Here is a 14955-nt window from a genome sequence, read left to right on the forward strand (position 1 = left end):
CAAGTTAATAAATGATCCATGGCAAACAACTCAGAAGAAAGAAATAATGATAAGCAAAAAGCATTAGATAACGCAATAAGCCAGATTGAAAAAGCATTTGGTAAAGGTGCAATAATGAAGTTGAAGCAAAACCCTGTAGAGAAAATAGACACAATATCCACAGGATCAATTGCGCTTGATTCGGCTCTAGGTGTTGGAGGTCTGCCAAAAGGACGTATAATTGAAATATTTGGTCCCGAGAGTTCTGGTAAAACCACTCTTGCCTTGCACGTGATTGCTGAAGCACAAAAAAAAGGAGGATCATGCGCATTTATCGATGCAGAACATGCATTGGATGTCTTATATGCTCGTAAACTTGGGGTAAGCACTGATGATTTAGTAATTTCGCAACCAGACACTGGGGAACAAGCATTACACATTGTTGAGTACTTAGTGTGTTCTGGTGCGGTTGATGTGATAGTTATTGACTCTGTTGCAGCGTTAACTCCAAGAGCTGAAATTGAAGGTGATATGGGTGATCAACATATGGGGCTGCAAGCAAGGCTTCTAAGTCACGGGCTACGAAAGCTAACCTCTGCCGTTTCAAAAGCGAACTGTATATTGATATTTATTAATCAAATTCGTATGAAAATAGGAGTAGTGTATGGAAATCCTGAAACTACCACGGGTGGAAATGCATTAAAATTCTATACTTCTGTAAGGCTTGACATAAGAAAAGTTGGTGTAATAAAAGACAAAGAAAATATTACAGGCAATGAAACAAGAGTTAAAGTTGTAAAAAATAAAGTTGCTCCTCCATTTAGAGAAGCGAAATTTGATATAATGTACAATGAAGGTATATCAAAACTCGGAGAAATAATAGATATGGGAGCAAAGCTTGGTGTGCTTGAAAAAGCAGGTGCTTACTATTCATATAACAATACACGTCTTGGACAAGGAAGAGAGAATGTAAAAACTTACCTAAAAACAAACAAAGAAGTCGCAAATGAAATAGAAATGAAAATCAGAGATTTACTCAGAAATCATGATAATTCTATTATAATAGACGAGGATAGTGAGCAACTTTTAGAAGAATCAGTGTTCTGATCTAAACTTAGTTTGTGTTGGATGGGTTGTTACAGTATGACGGTGTGTGCTAATCTGTAATGTTACCTTGTATCAAGAGGACTTTGCTGAAGCAGTTAAAAAAAGCTTTTCATGAGAAATTATAAATGATAAATTGTTAACAATAGGTTATTGTGAATAAGATTATGTGTTTTAGTTTACCTAATATAAACAGGGAAGGTTATTTATTTATAGTCGTTGCCTTTATAGTAACGTGTATAGCATTCTCTATATCTTGGGGGTTTGGTGTTACGTGCTTGTTTCCGACATTATTGTGTACTTATTTCTTTCGCGATCCAACAAGAGCTGTGCCAAACAATAAGGATCTTATATTAAGTCCTGCTGATGGTGTGATTTCAAAAATTGAAGAAGTTAATTATCCTTTATCGGCAGAAAATGGAGAAGAGAAGAAGTTCACGCTTGTTAGCATATTTTTAAGTGTTTTGAACGTCCATGTGAACCGTATACCAATATCTGGTACGATAAAGGAAATGAATTATAAAAAAGGCAAGTTTGTATCCGCAATGAGCAATAGGTCTAGTAATGAAAATGAAAAGCAGGTTATTGTGATTGAATACGAAAAGGGAAAAGAAATTATTGTGGAGCAAATAGCTGGATTAATTGCACGTCGTATCGTTTGTAATTTAGGAGTATCCCAGAATGTGAAAGCAGGTGAAAGGTTTGGAATTATAAGATTTGGTAGTAGAGTGAATATTTATGTTCCTGCTGATATAGAAGTCAGAGTTTCAGAAGGGCAAACTGTTATTGGTGGTGAAACAATTATAGCAAACTTAAATAAGGAAAACGTTCAAGAGAAGCTTACTTTTGACGTTATATGAATAACGATGGAAGTAACAGTAGATTCTTACCTATTACTAAATTATTCCCAAACTTTATAACTTTATTGGGTTTATGTTCTGGTCTCACTTCACTTAAATTTACATTTAATGAACAATGGGAATTCTCAGTAATTTTTATCATCATTGCAGCAATAATAGATGGAATGGATGGCAGAATAGCTAGAATTCTAAAATCAACTAGCGATTTTGGAGCCCAGCTTGATTCTTTTGCAGATTTTCTAAATTTTGGTGCAGCGCCTGCATTTCTTTTGTATTTTTGGAAGCTAAACGAAATCAAAGTCATAGGTTGGATTTTAGTAATGATATACGTAATCTGCATATCAATAAGACTTGCAAGATTTAATGTTTCGCTACACTCAGAACAATCACACTGGGAAAAATTTTTCTTTTCTGGTGTTCCAGCTCCAGTGTGTGCTTTACTTTCTTTGTTACCAATAATTATTACCTTTCAATCTCATGAGAGTGAATACTTACTTCTCATAGAGCGATTTTTTAACACAAGAAACGTAGCTTGTTACTTTCTGGCCATTTCATTTTTTTCGATAAGTCACATTCCAACTTTCTCTGCAAAATATATTTATGTTCCCAAAAGCCTATCCTATATATTTGTGTCATTTTTTGGAGTACTTATTATATTTTTCATCAGTAAGCCCTGGATGACGCTACCAATTTTAGGTGTAGTGTATGTACTTACTATTCCAGTAAGCACTGGGCTTTATATATATTACTCGTATAAAGCTCGTTAGCTATAAGTTGTAATAAAAAGTAGTGAGCAGCATGATTGTAAAAATAAGTGAACTGTTAAATTCATTTCTGTACATAAAGATATTTAACATTCCATTTATAATTATTTGGGTAATTGCAACTGGGGTTTTTTGTACCATCCAATTCAAATTCACTAACTTTAGATTGTTCAAGCATGGAATACAGACGCTATTCAATCTAAAGTGTAATAACAATAACAATGGCATAATCACTCATATTCAAGCGTTTGCAACAGTAATTTCAGGAACAGTTGGTCTTGGAACAATATCAGGAGTTGCAATAGCTATCACAATAGGGGGCCCAAGTGCAGTTTTTTGGATGGTAATTACCGGAATACTTGGTATGTCGATAAAGTTTGCCGAGGTGGTGCTTGCATTCACCTATCGCTCTGAAAATGCAACTGGCGGGGCTTTTTATTACATGAAGTACGGGCTTGCAAAAACTGGTAGATTTCTTGCCTTTACTTATGCAATTATGCTACTTATTGCAATGATTTTGGGCGGTATACCATTTCAAGCGAATCAGATAGCAGCATTGTCAAATAACCTCTTCGAATACAACGCATCTATTATTATATCCCTGCTTGTCTTTATTGTAATATTGGGAGGAATAAAGCGCATTGCTTTCGTTTCAACGAGCTTAGCACCAATTATGATAGTGCTATATATGGGTATGTGTATATATTTAATTTATGTAAACAGAAGTAATTTGCTGAATGCTCTATCCATAATATTCCAAGACATCTTCAATAAATCAGCTATAGGAGGCGGAGTATTGAGCGGATTAATAGCAGGAGTGAGAAGATCAGTGTTTGCTAACGAAGCAGGTACCGGAACAGCAGCTATAGCACATTCAGCTGTAAAAGAAGAAGATCCAATTAAAGTTGGATGCGTTGCAATGATTGCACCACTTATAGACACAATACTAATCTCATTTTTGACTGGTATCGTGATAATTATTACTGGTATGCATAGCACTGATAACGTGGGTGATATTACACTAATTAGTTCGGTATTTTCAACAGTTTTGCCCTTGTTCAGCAAGTTAGTTTTTCCGCTAATGATGTTTTCCTTTGCATTTTCTACAATAATAGCTTATTGTTACTACTGTGAAGTTGCTCTGCTGTATTTATTTGGTAATAAAAAAATACTGATACCGTTCCAAATTCTTATAGTGGTTTCAGTGTATATTAGTTGTATGTCAAAAAATATAGAATTTATATCTTACCTAGGCGACAGTTTGTTCATGTGCCTTATGATTCCAAATGCTGTTGCAATATATCTACTAAGAAGGGAAGTTTTGAATACAATAGATTCTTATTACAATTCTAAAGGGTATTAACATGATTTATAGATTACTTTGTATGGTGTTATTTTGCCTATTGTTTAATGATGTGTACGCTGCTTCAGGTTTTTATGAAAGTTATGATGCTGTGTTGAATGGAATAAATAACTTCATGAATGAAGTGCTGTTTTTCAAAATCCTTTACGTGCCATTTATAATCTTTCTACTAGCTTTTGGTTATGTGTTTCTAACATTACGTTTTGGATTTCTCAACATAAGAATGTTTAAGCATGCGTTTGCTATTTTATGTGGAAAATATGACACGAATCACCATGATGGTCATATTACGCATTTTCAGGCATTTATGACTGCACTTTCAAGCACAGTAGGCCTTGGAACTGTTGCTGGAGTCGCAATTGCAGTTTCAATGGGAGGGCCAGGAGCGGTGCCTTGGATGATGATTACAGGTTTTTTTGGTATGTCAGCAAAATTTGCCGAAGTGACTTTAGCATTTAGACATAGAACAGAAGATCAGGAGCAATTGTTTAGTGGTCCCTTTCAGTATATAAGGAATGGTCTGGAGGAATTTGGATTTAAAAAACTTGGTATTGTTTTAGCTGCAATATATGCAGTATTCTTTGTATTATCAGGTCTTGGTGGAAGTGTAGCGTTTCAAACCAACCAAATGGTTTCAATATTATCTGGCTATTCAAGTTGGGTAGATGGTCACTCTTGGTTTCTTTCTTCCATAATCTCTGCGCTGCTTGCTCTAGTGATTATTGGCGGAATTAAAAGGATAGCTAGAGTATCTTCTGCACTAGTGCCTATTATGTCACTCATATATATATGTAGCTGCCTTATTATTATTGGATTTAATATCCACAATCTTGGTCACACATTTAAGATATTATTTTCCAGCATGATAGATTTTAATGCTGTTGGCGGAGGGATGGTAGGAGCATTTGTTGCTGGAATTCAAAGAGCAATTTTTGCCAGCGAAGCTGGTGTCGGCTCTGCTGCAATTACTCATGCAACAACTAAAGATGAAGAACCAGTAAGAACTGGGCTTGTTGCTATGATAGAACCGTGTTTTGATACAATGCTCACTTGCTGTTTAACTGGAATAACGATAGTAATAACAGGTGCATACCAGACTAGTGTTGGTGAAGGGATATTAATCACTCAAAAGGCATTTGAAACTGTTTCTTCATGGTTTCCTATACTTTTAACCATAGCTGCACCTTTGTTTGCATTTTCTTCAGTAATTTCGTTTGTATATTGTTGTGAAATGGGGTGGCTATATTTATTCGGTGCAAAAAGTATAGTGATATATCGCATAGCAGTAATAATTGTAGCGTTTTTTTCTGCTCTTTCTAAAGATATAATGGCTATTGCCAATATCGGTGGAACTTTGTTCTCTTGTTTAGCTCTCATCAACATGACAGCGCTTATACTGTTTAGTAATCAGATTAACGATGAAGTTCAGTGCTACCTAAAGAGGCTGAGGAATAATAAAATTAATTAGGTTCTTGGTATAATGGAAAAGCATGTAGTCCTTATACTATCCTGCATATTAGGTTCAATACCGTTTAGCTTAATCATTACAAAAATAAAAGGGATAAACTTAAGAGAAGTAGGTTCAGGAAACATTGGCGCTACAAACGTTGCAAGAACAGGAAATAAATGTCTTGCTGCTCTGGCATTACTTCTGGATTCCTTAAAAGGATTCATCGCCGTTTATATAGCACAACAATTTTGTGATAATAACGATTTTTATATATATGTATCTGCAATTTTAGCAGTTTTAGGGCACATGTTTCCTATTTGGCTAAAATTTAAAGGAGGTAAAGGAGTTGCAACAACTCTGGGAGTGTTGATAGCGTTTAACATACCTGTGGCATTAGTGTTTATATTTGTTTGGCTAGCAGTGTTTTTTACCTTTCGATATTCTTCCCTTGCTTCCTTGACGGCTACTATAGTGGCTGTAGCATGGTCCTTTTTTTTTCAGAGGAATTTGTTTTTAACATTACTAGTTATAGGAACACTAGTTTTCCTAAAACACCATAGAAATATTGCGAATCTTTTACAAGGTAAAGAGTATAAATTTTATAGATAATGTGCTGCCAAATTATTGACACTTAAACTACGAGACAAATTGCTTGACGGTATGATTTTGTCCTTTTCGTTTAAGTCTATGATTTTTGCTTTTGTTATATTCTCTACTTCTTGAGGTGTTAAAAGTCCGTCTTCAATAAATCCTTGCTTCGCTTCCTTTATTTTTTCATAAAGTTGAGTAACATGATCTTTATTTCCTTCATATACACTTTCAATTTCTAACTCTAGCTTATGTGAAGCTTCTTTTTTTAACATTTCATCCATTGCTGCTTTTGTTACTTCTAACCTTTCTTGCAAAATTTTCTTTATTTTTTCCTTATCATTTTCGTTATTTTTACTGAGTTCTACATATACTCTATAGCATCTTTTACTTTGTGGCAGCATCTTTAACTTATCTAACATTCTAACCACTTGACCTTCAATAGTCCTCTCAGCTTTTAATTTAAATTCCTTTACTTCTTCCACTATTATCGTGTCAGCTACTCTCTTAGCTTCATCCAAAGATGAACCCTTGAGAGAAAAATCTGTCCTAAGTAAATCTCGATTTAATAGTCCCAAGAATACTTTTTCTTTAATACTTTCAAGTAAACTTTCTTGGTCATCTAAATCATGCTCCTGCAGTTTATTTCTCATGTGCTGAACCAGCTCACAACATTGTAATTTATTTAACTTTATAGGGCTAATATTTTTCATTAACGTCAGCACAATTTGTTCACTATATTGAGAAATAAAACTCAGTAATTTTCTCATTAAGGGAATACTTACTTCTGAAATGAAATCATCAACTATTTTTTGACTTTCATTGTCACCAGGATTGTTCTGAACCTTATACCAAGCATTAAAGATTTCTTTATTGTTTTTCTTGTTTTTTAACTTGTCTAATATAAACTCACGTGCTTTATTTTGTGCTTCTGAGAGCAACATTTCCCTTGGGGGAGTAAATCTAATTTCTGGATCAGGACGAATACCCTCTAGCGTACTTAACATCCTGTAGACAATACCGGTAAAACAGGTGTTAGGGATTCGCTCTTTTCTAGAGAAAGTTTGGCTATCAAGCAAATTTGTAATTAACGCGTCTTTTTTATTTTTTACAGCTTCTCTGTCTCCATCATTGCAGGCTTTCAGAACTAAAAGTAAAATCTGTCCACCTGTAAAGCCAGAGCTATGCTTTTGATCATCTTTGCAAAAGTCATTTAAAAATGTAATTACTCTTCCTTTATTTTCATCACTAAACTCATATGAACTATCTATATGTCCAATGAATTGAATATATTCATCATTTTTGATTACGTCTTCAGGTACTTGTTCACTATACTTATGTCTTAATTTGTGAACGTTATTATTGATATCATCATTTAATTTATGAGGAAGCAAATGTTCGAGCTTAACATCAAAACTATTAACCATACCACGTAAATTCTCTTTTATACCTTCCAAAAAGAAATTTATAGAAGCTTTAAGCAGCGTAAATGGGTTAAAATCTTTTGGCCTTAGTTCACTCTGCAATAAAATTAATAGCATTGTAAGTGGTATAGTTCCCAGTAACGAAATTAGTAAGAAAGTGGAGGTGAAAGTGAGATATGTTATGAAAGCAGAAAACAAGAGGAAGGCTGCTACCTTGATTGCATTGTTCTTAAAAAATATTTCCCAATATTCCCTTTTGCTCATTTTTTGCTGTTTTGCCGCTTTTATTTCTTTGTAGATATAAAGAGTTTTAATTTCAGACCTGAAGAATATAGTACCAAGAGAAAAAAGAACATTAACAGGGTTAGTGATAATGCTTAAAGAAACAAAAGTTGCAAAGTAACTAACAAACTTTAGCCTGCTAGATTCCTTTGAAGGAAATTGTAATTGAGAAATACCTATCATAGCTTATCTTCAACATCATTACACTCTAGTAATAGCATAGTAATTTAAAACGTCAATGTTTAAGTATCTTATTATCCGCACACTCATCGTATTCGATCTCGACTGTAGAGTGTGCTATCTCGAACCTATTTAGTAGTATTTTTTTTATCTCATACAAAATATCAGTGTGTTGTGAATCTTGCTTTACTTTGGCATGCATGGTAATTATAAAATAATTATCAGACAGTGACCATGCATGTATGTGGTGCACATCTATCACTTCAGATAATTCTGATGTGATCTTACTTTTTATTTCCTCAGTAGATATCCCTTCAGGTGTGCCTTCAAGAAGTATGTGGCAAGAATTCTTTAGAATTTTGTAGCCACTATTCAAAATGATTACACTGACAAATACCGATAAAATCGGATCCACCATTTGCCATCCAGTAAACATGATAATTATGGATGCAAGTATAGCAGCTACAGAACCTAAAATATCTCCTATAACGTGTAGTACAGCACTTTTTATGTTTATATTGCTCTCGCATTTACTATGTAATATAAAAAAGACTATAATATTAGAGATCAGGCCAAGTGTAGCAATTACTAACATTACTTTCCACTCAACATTTACCGGAAAAATAAATCTTTTTATTGACTCAATTATAATGATTACTGCAATGAAGAATAAAGTTAAACCATTAACAAATGCTGCAATTATCTGCAACCGATGATACCCGTATGATCTTTGCAAATCAGATTTCTTAGCTGAAAATTTGTGTGCTAACCAGCTTAAAACTAAGGCAAAGAGGTCAGTGAGCATATGCCCTGCATCTGATAGTAGAGCAAGCGAATGTGAAATTATTCCACCTACTATTTCCATAAACATTGTTATCGCAACTATTATTATGGAATAGATTAAGCGCTTGGACTGTGCTGCTGAGTGTTTGCCGTTATGCACTGCTGTCATATAAAATCTTTTCATGAACAAAAACGTGGGTAACACTGGGTTCGAACCAGCGACCGCTTGCACGTCAAGCAAGTGCTCTACCAACTGAGCTAATTACCCATCGTGGTTTTAGTATAGTGCTTTGGTGGAATGAAAGTCAATTTGCTTTTAAATTCTTACCCTATCCTAATGTAACGTTAGAATTTAGATTTTTTTTGTGGTCAAGCTATAGAGCCTATAGCTAGTGCAGGTCAGGTTTTCCTACGTCATACCGCGATTCATTCGCGGCATCTCAGCATAGATTCCGCTAACACGTAGCGGAATGACGAGTTCATAGCTTACCAAATTATCGGTAAATCTAAATTGCTTTAGTTATAGCTATATCTTATATTGTTCATATTAAATTAATTACTTATATTTCTTCACTAAGATATAGATTATACCAATATGAAAATTCACACTTTTTTAGTAGAGATCACCTTATATTTGAAGAGTTAATAAATTAGAGGTTAGAATTATGACAATCAATCAACAAATAAATAAAAATATAACTAAAGAAGAATACTTTAACAATAACGGCAAAGGGTTTAATTCGCCACATGTTGTAGAAGTTAAAGATTTAAATATTAAAGTAGAAGTTTATTCTCATAATTTAAGAGCAAGTAAAATTGCAACAATTGAAAGTGAGATAAAAGAAACAGCTACTAGTTTTAAAGATACATTCAAGTTAGAACACAGCAACTCAGAACAAACATTTAAAATTTATATGTTTGATGACAAGGATGATTACACTCACCTTGGCGGAAGCGAGCGTTTTGGTTCTTACCTTGGAGATGAAGGTGGTAAATGTTACTACAAAGGAGAAGCTGATGTTTTTGCTGAAATGTATGTCTATCAGCAAGGTGGCGTTCATAACCTTCAGCATGAATTTGCACATGGTTTAACTTACTTGGCTACAGGAGGTAAGCACCTACCTACAGTATTAATGGAAGGAATTGCAGATTACTTTGAGCATCATTCAGATCATAAATTCAATTCTCAAGGATCAAGTATCGACAAAACTGAAGCTGAAAATTTGGATTTAGATAAAATTTTAAGTTTAGAATATTCAAAGGACAGCGAAGCAAATAGCCTGGTTTATAAAACAGGTCATGCGTTGATAATGTACTTACAGGAAAAAGATCCTAGTTTATTAAGAGACTACCTAGATGCTTTACGTCAAGGTAACTCAGATGAGTCAAAAAGTTTCTTGAAAGACATAAAAGGACATGATGCTGACTTCAAAAGTTGGCTCGATATATCAAAGGAATATCATTTCTTAAAGGCAGTAAAAACTGCTGATGGGCAGGTTAAGCTGACTTACTCTGACCAACAAGGTAATGAGTACCAAAACAGTCAAGAGTATAAAAATCAGGCTTTAAGGATATTATCAAAATACGATACAGAAATTAAGAATCAGGTAGATGAGTTTGATAATTTGAATAAAGAACGTGGTGAAATGTATCAAAAATATCATAAAGGAGAGATTACTATTGAAGAGTTACGTAATGAGGAAAATACAAAATACAGACCAGCATTTTTAAAGTTTGATCAACTAAAAAACAAAGCTGTTGATAAGATTGAAAATAATTCCCAAGCAGCAAAAATATTAGATGGGCTGGTCAATATCGATCCAAACTTAATCAGAGGTACTCATATTGATCTACAAGAAGGTAAGATTTTTTCTATGCAAGCTCATGGTCAAGGAAATATGGGTGCACTGTCTATATATGACGGAAATGCAAAGCTTGGAGAGTTATTGAGCGAATCAGGATTTTTTAAGCAAGTTGAAGGCCAAACTAAAGAAACTTTTGTTTTTGAGGATATATTGCACAACTTAAATGTTCAATATGATGGTAGTGCTTATATGGCGGTTACAAAAGAAAATGGTCATTATAAAGCTTCTCTGATAGATGGCAGAACAGTTGAACGCGATGAATACTTTGATGAAGCACATTTACATGAAAATGAATTGTTGCATCCTAGCACTGGACACATCCAAAAAGATTTAGATTCTCTGCTCCTTAGAGGTACCAAAATTTTGAATCATCAGGATTCAGAGCATGCCCAATATTCTGATGAGCAAAAGGCAAATGGAGTAATCGTAGAAAAAGGAAAACTACTGGATAATAAGGGAACCGACAGGACAGACGACGATGTATACGAAGCGGTTGTAAAGCAAGGAGACGAGCGCTTACATGAATTCAAAAATATGGGCTTTTATATTACCGAAGAGGTGAAAAATGAAAGAGGTGAAATTACAAATGGAAGTAACTTGTTCATTCATGATCACGGAAAAAATGTGCGCTATGAGTTACCTGAAAAAGTTACTCATCTAAAGTTAGTGCAAAAGGATGGACAATATAAGTTAGCACCATCTGATTCTGAAGGGAGAGAGTATAATGGCATACCAGATGAATATAGATATATAGATCCAATATTTGCACATGAATATGAGAAGAGAGATTATTCCCATAAACATGTAAATGTGGGCCTTATAAACTTAGAGAAATATGGCTCTGGCAAACTTTTTGCTATAAAGTACGACCCAAATGATTACCAAATACAAAGAAACTCTAGCGGTGAAATAGTTAGAATAAAAGATCAAGCATATTTCACTAAAGTAAAACTATTTGATGGTGATACTGATGAAGAAATTGGAATGTTATCTAATAATTTCCATAACTTCAAAGGGAAAATATTCTTTTCTGCTGACTACAACTACAGTTATAACGATTTCCTCGCATCTGTTTCTCCTCAAGTTGAAATTGAGGACATGGGGAATGGAAGTAAAAAAATAACTTTCGATCAAGGTGATGGTGATATCGGTGACACTAATAGAGGCTACACGGACTATCAGAGAATATTCACAAAAGAGAAACAAACCGAAAGTCCAAAAGGGCAAGTAAGTGAAACTAAGACAGAAGTTGATACATCACACATAAGTCACAATACTACTAATGTTGTTGCACAAGCTGCTGAAGAGAGAACTGTATCAAACGACAATAGTGAAATGCAGTCTGATCAGCCACAAATTCCAACAAGGGCAAAAAGGTCATCTTCAGTGGAAGAGAAAGAGCAGGTATTGAAAGATACAATCTTGAAAATAGAAAAGAGCTACGAGCAGGACTCAGAAGGGAAGCACAAGGCAAATGTAACCATAGATTATCATGACCTAAAAGCTTTGTACAATAGGGCAGAAGGGGAAGATAAAAACTCTGTGTTAAAGTTCTGGCACAAATTGGCTGAATCGGGATATAAGGTTGGTGCTTTGCCCGAAGACAAATATTACTTTAAAGATGGCAAATTTGTAATTCGCGATAGTGATGCGGGAAAATGTATATTATTACCTGCGGATAAGGTATCTATTAAGATAGTGAAGGATGGCAATCATTATGATCTAGCTATATCTAATAATGATAATGGTAAAGTGATAAGTAGCATTGGTAAGATAGGTGACTTAAACTATGGGTTGCTGTCAGGTACAAATGAGGTCAGCCTAGAAACACAAGATAGCACTATATTTTTAGGTCAACATAATGAATATAACTCTTATCTGGAAAATGGCTTTGTGAAAATGTTCGATTGCGCAAGCGACCACATTTATCACGACCACAACTCGGCCTACATCTAATACAGGGAAGCAAGTATAGCTGACCCAAGCAACACGTCATACCGCGATTCATTCGCGGTATCTCTTAGCCGCTAACAAGTCGCGGGATGACAGCAGTCCTACGTCATACCACCGCGAACCGTCATACCGCAGCGGTATCTCTAGATCCCGCTAACACGTAGCGGGATGACGGTTGTCAGGCTAGCTGTCATGCGAGTAGCCCCTTCGGTGTCATCCAAGTAGCCCCTTCGGTGTCATCCCAGTGCCCAGACACTGGGATCCAGAAAACTTAACTTTAAATAAGTGGCTGCATCTGGGTCACGCGCTGGAATGACAGATCCGAGTAGCCCCTTCGGTGTCATCCAAGTAGCTTGACACTGGGAATTTATTTACTATATATGAAAAGTTATTATGTTTATATACTTACAAGCAAGCACAATAAGGCTCTGTATATAGGTATAACGTCAAATTTAACTAAACGAATTTGGGAACATAAAAATAAAGTTATTTCTGGCTTTACATCAAAGTACAATGTGCAGAAATTAGTTTACTTTGAGGTATTTCAAGATGTAGGTTCAGCTCTGAACAGAGAAAAACTTTTGAAAAGCTGGAAAAGAGAATGGAAAATTGATTTAGTTGAAAGGGAAAACCCAAATTGGGCTGATTTATATGATGAAATTACAAAATAAAATGAGATCCCAGTGTCAAGCACTGGGATGACAGGAGAGGGAACTGGGATGACAGGAGAGGGGAGTGGGATGACAAGAGAAGAATTCTAAAATGAAAAGTTTCAAGGAAATCTTATGTAAAATCTAGCATTAACGAAAATTATACTATTTTCATGCATGCTATGGTTTTTATAATTAACGGAGAGGGTAATATGCCGGCTAGTTTAAAATTTAATAAAAATGCAACTGACGCTGCAACAAATCTAGGTGAGGTTAAAATTATAATTTTAGAAGATGGTACGGGTAATAAATATACCTTGGCCTTGGATACTATCGCAAATAATCTTAAAGTAGCATATACACCAAATGGTGGTAATAAAACAGAGTACACAGTAGATGGTTTAGCAAACGCGATAGGAAAGTCACTTAGTACAGAAAATGGTGCTAATAAATTAGTTTTAGTGGAAAAATTAGGAGAATCTCTTGAGAAGCAAGATCTAGTAATGTATGATGGTCAAACTAATCAAACAGCAAAGGATTTCTTAATTGCAAAAGGTCTTCCATCAGCTAATGATGTGGCAGCTAATGCTGCCTTACAAGCATCTGTAGCAGATAATCCTGCCTTACAAACAGCTGTAGCAACTAATGCTAACTTACGAACAACTGTAGCAGCTGATCCTGCCTTACGAGCAGTTGTATCAGATCCAGCAGCGATAGCAGCTATTCCAAATTTACAAACGGCTGCAGCAACTAATCCTGACTTACACACGGCTGTAGCAGGTAATGCTGCCTTACACACGGCTGTAGCAGGTAATGCTGACTTACGAACAGCTGTAGCAGGTAATGCTGCCTTACAAACAGCTGTAGCAACTAATGCTGCCTTACAAACAGCTGTAGCAGCTGATCCTGCCTTACGAGCAGTTGTATCAGATCCAGCAGCGATAGCAGCTATTCCAAATTTACAAACGGCTGTAGCAAGAATAAACATGGAAAGTGAAGTATTCAAAACTAATGTAAGAGAAGTAATGTCACAACAGCATTTTGAGATTCCAGACGCAGCAGATGTTCCAATTTCTGCGGATTGGTAATCCAGCAAGTAGTCACGCTACTTGGATAACGTCATACGGTCCTCGGATGACGAAAAAAAGGACTCGGATAACACCCTACAATGTCATTCCAGCGCGTGACGCTGGAATCTAGGAAAGTTTGCTTGTAAGCAAGCAAACTTATTTGGTGAGTATAAAAGCATAGCTAACGCGAGCTCTACGCCATACCGCCGCGGTATCTCTAGATCCCGCTAACAAGCAGCGGGATGACGATTGTCAGGGTGTCATCCCAGCGCCTCTCTATAATGTCATCCCAGTAGCCCCTATAATGTCATCCCAGTGCGTGACACTGGGATCTCATTTTACTTTATGATGATGTTATGAAAGTAGCTGACACTGGGATCCAGAAGACTTAATTTCAACCAAATAATAAAGGCTAGATCCCAGTGTCACGCACTGGGATGACAGAAGAAGGTGCTGAGATGACAAAAAAAGGAGCACTGGTTCACCTTATGACGGTGTCATCCTAATACCTTCTCCTGTCATCCAAGTAGCTAACACTGGGATCTCATTTTACTTTATGATGATGTCATGAAAGTAGCCTCCTTCTTGTATCTTGTCAAAAGCATCTAATGTTTTAAGCTTAAGCATTAGGTGGAGAAGG

Annotated in this window: 12 protein-coding genes and 1 tRNA gene; 9 read left to right on the forward strand and 4 right to left on the reverse strand. The window is 35.5% G+C overall.

Features of this window, described 5'->3' with window-relative positions; genetic code table 11:
- The first annotated feature begins 18 nt into the window (after positions 1 to 18).
- The 6 genes from recA (at position 19) to plsY (ending at position 6129) form a co-directional block, all read left to right on the forward strand.
- A complete protein-coding gene (recA, locus tag ABWU75_RS01225) occupies positions 19 to 1086 on the forward strand; it encodes a recombinase RecA (RefSeq protein WP_264687864.1) in 1068 nt (355 codons plus the stop codon).
- A gap of 164 nt (positions 1087 to 1250) precedes the next feature.
- On the forward strand, positions 1251 to 1943 hold the full coding sequence (locus ABWU75_RS01230; RefSeq protein WP_253309960.1) for a phosphatidylserine decarboxylase: 693 nt from the start codon (positions 1251 to 1253) through the stop codon (positions 1941 to 1943).
- The gene (locus tag ABWU75_RS01235) at positions 1940 to 2710 is read left to right on the forward strand and encodes a CDP-alcohol phosphatidyltransferase family protein (RefSeq protein WP_182183504.1); all 771 of its coding nucleotides are present in this window, start codon (positions 1940 to 1942) and stop codon (positions 2708 to 2710) included. Before ABWU75_RS01230 ends, ABWU75_RS01235 begins: the two co-directional genes overlap by 4 nt.
- A gap of 31 nt (positions 2711 to 2741) precedes the next feature.
- On the forward strand, positions 2742 to 4070 hold the full coding sequence (locus tag ABWU75_RS01240) for an alanine/glycine:cation symporter family protein (RefSeq protein ID WP_353286905.1): 1329 nt from the start codon (positions 2742 to 2744) through the stop codon (positions 4068 to 4070).
- A 1-nt stretch (position 4071) separates the two neighbouring features.
- Positions 4072 to 5538: an alanine/glycine:cation symporter family protein gene (locus ABWU75_RS01245; RefSeq protein ID WP_253309422.1), complete on the forward strand. Its 1467-nt coding sequence runs from the start codon at positions 4072 to 4074 to the stop codon at positions 5536 to 5538.
- A gap of 12 nt (positions 5539 to 5550) precedes the next feature.
- Positions 5551 to 6129 carry a glycerol-3-phosphate 1-O-acyltransferase PlsY gene (gene plsY, locus ABWU75_RS01250; protein ID WP_264732027.1) on the forward strand — a complete coding sequence of 193 codons (579 nt, stop codon included), beginning with the start codon at positions 5551 to 5553 and terminating at the stop codon, positions 6127 to 6129.
- Here the strand turns inward: plsY and ABWU75_RS01255 are convergent.
- The 3 genes from ABWU75_RS01255 to ABWU75_RS01265 all read right to left on the reverse strand — a co-directional run bounded on the left by ABWU75_RS01255 (position 6120) and on the right by ABWU75_RS01265 (position 9045).
- Positions 6120 to 7997, reverse strand: coding sequence for a hypothetical protein (locus ABWU75_RS01255; RefSeq protein WP_353286906.1), 1878 nt, complete (start codon positions 7995 to 7997; stop codon positions 6120 to 6122). The two genes, plsY and ABWU75_RS01255, sit on opposite strands and share 10 nt — an antisense overlap.
- A gap of 52 nt (positions 7998 to 8049) precedes the next feature.
- Positions 8050 to 8946, reverse strand: coding sequence for a cation diffusion facilitator family transporter (locus tag ABWU75_RS01260; RefSeq protein ID WP_353286907.1), 897 nt, complete (start codon positions 8944 to 8946; stop codon positions 8050 to 8052).
- Positions 8947 to 8972: 26 nt separating this feature from the next.
- Positions 8973 to 9045 (reverse strand) — tRNA-Val (locus ABWU75_RS01265).
- A gap of 397 nt (positions 9046 to 9442) precedes the next feature.
- Here ABWU75_RS01265 and ABWU75_RS01270 point away from each other — a divergent pair.
- The 3 genes from ABWU75_RS01270 (at position 9443) to ABWU75_RS01285 (ending at position 14333) form a co-directional block, all read left to right on the forward strand.
- Positions 9443 to 12598 carry a peptidase M2 gene (locus ABWU75_RS01270; protein WP_353286908.1) on the forward strand — a complete coding sequence of 1052 codons (3156 nt, stop codon included), beginning with the start codon at positions 9443 to 9445 and terminating at the stop codon, positions 12596 to 12598.
- Positions 12599 to 12975: 377 nt separating this feature from the next.
- A complete protein-coding gene (locus tag ABWU75_RS01280; protein ID WP_265036635.1) occupies positions 12976 to 13266 on the forward strand; it encodes a GIY-YIG nuclease family protein in 291 nt (96 codons plus the stop codon).
- Positions 13267 to 13427: 161 nt separating this feature from the next.
- A complete protein-coding gene (locus ABWU75_RS01285; protein WP_353286909.1) occupies positions 13428 to 14333 on the forward strand; it encodes a hypothetical protein in 906 nt (301 codons plus the stop codon).
- A 336-nt stretch (positions 14334 to 14669) separates the two neighbouring features.
- Here ABWU75_RS01285 and ABWU75_RS01290 read toward each other — a convergent pair whose 3' ends face one another.
- A complete protein-coding gene (locus tag ABWU75_RS01290) occupies positions 14670 to 14792 on the reverse strand; it encodes a hypothetical protein (protein ID WP_264732096.1) in 123 nt (40 codons plus the stop codon).
- Between the last annotated feature and the right edge of the window lie 163 nt (positions 14793 to 14955).

The sequence above is a fragment of the Wolbachia endosymbiont (group A) of Anthophora plumipes genome (assembly GCF_964028115.1).
GTDB lineage: Bacteria > Pseudomonadota > Alphaproteobacteria > Rickettsiales > Anaplasmataceae > Wolbachia.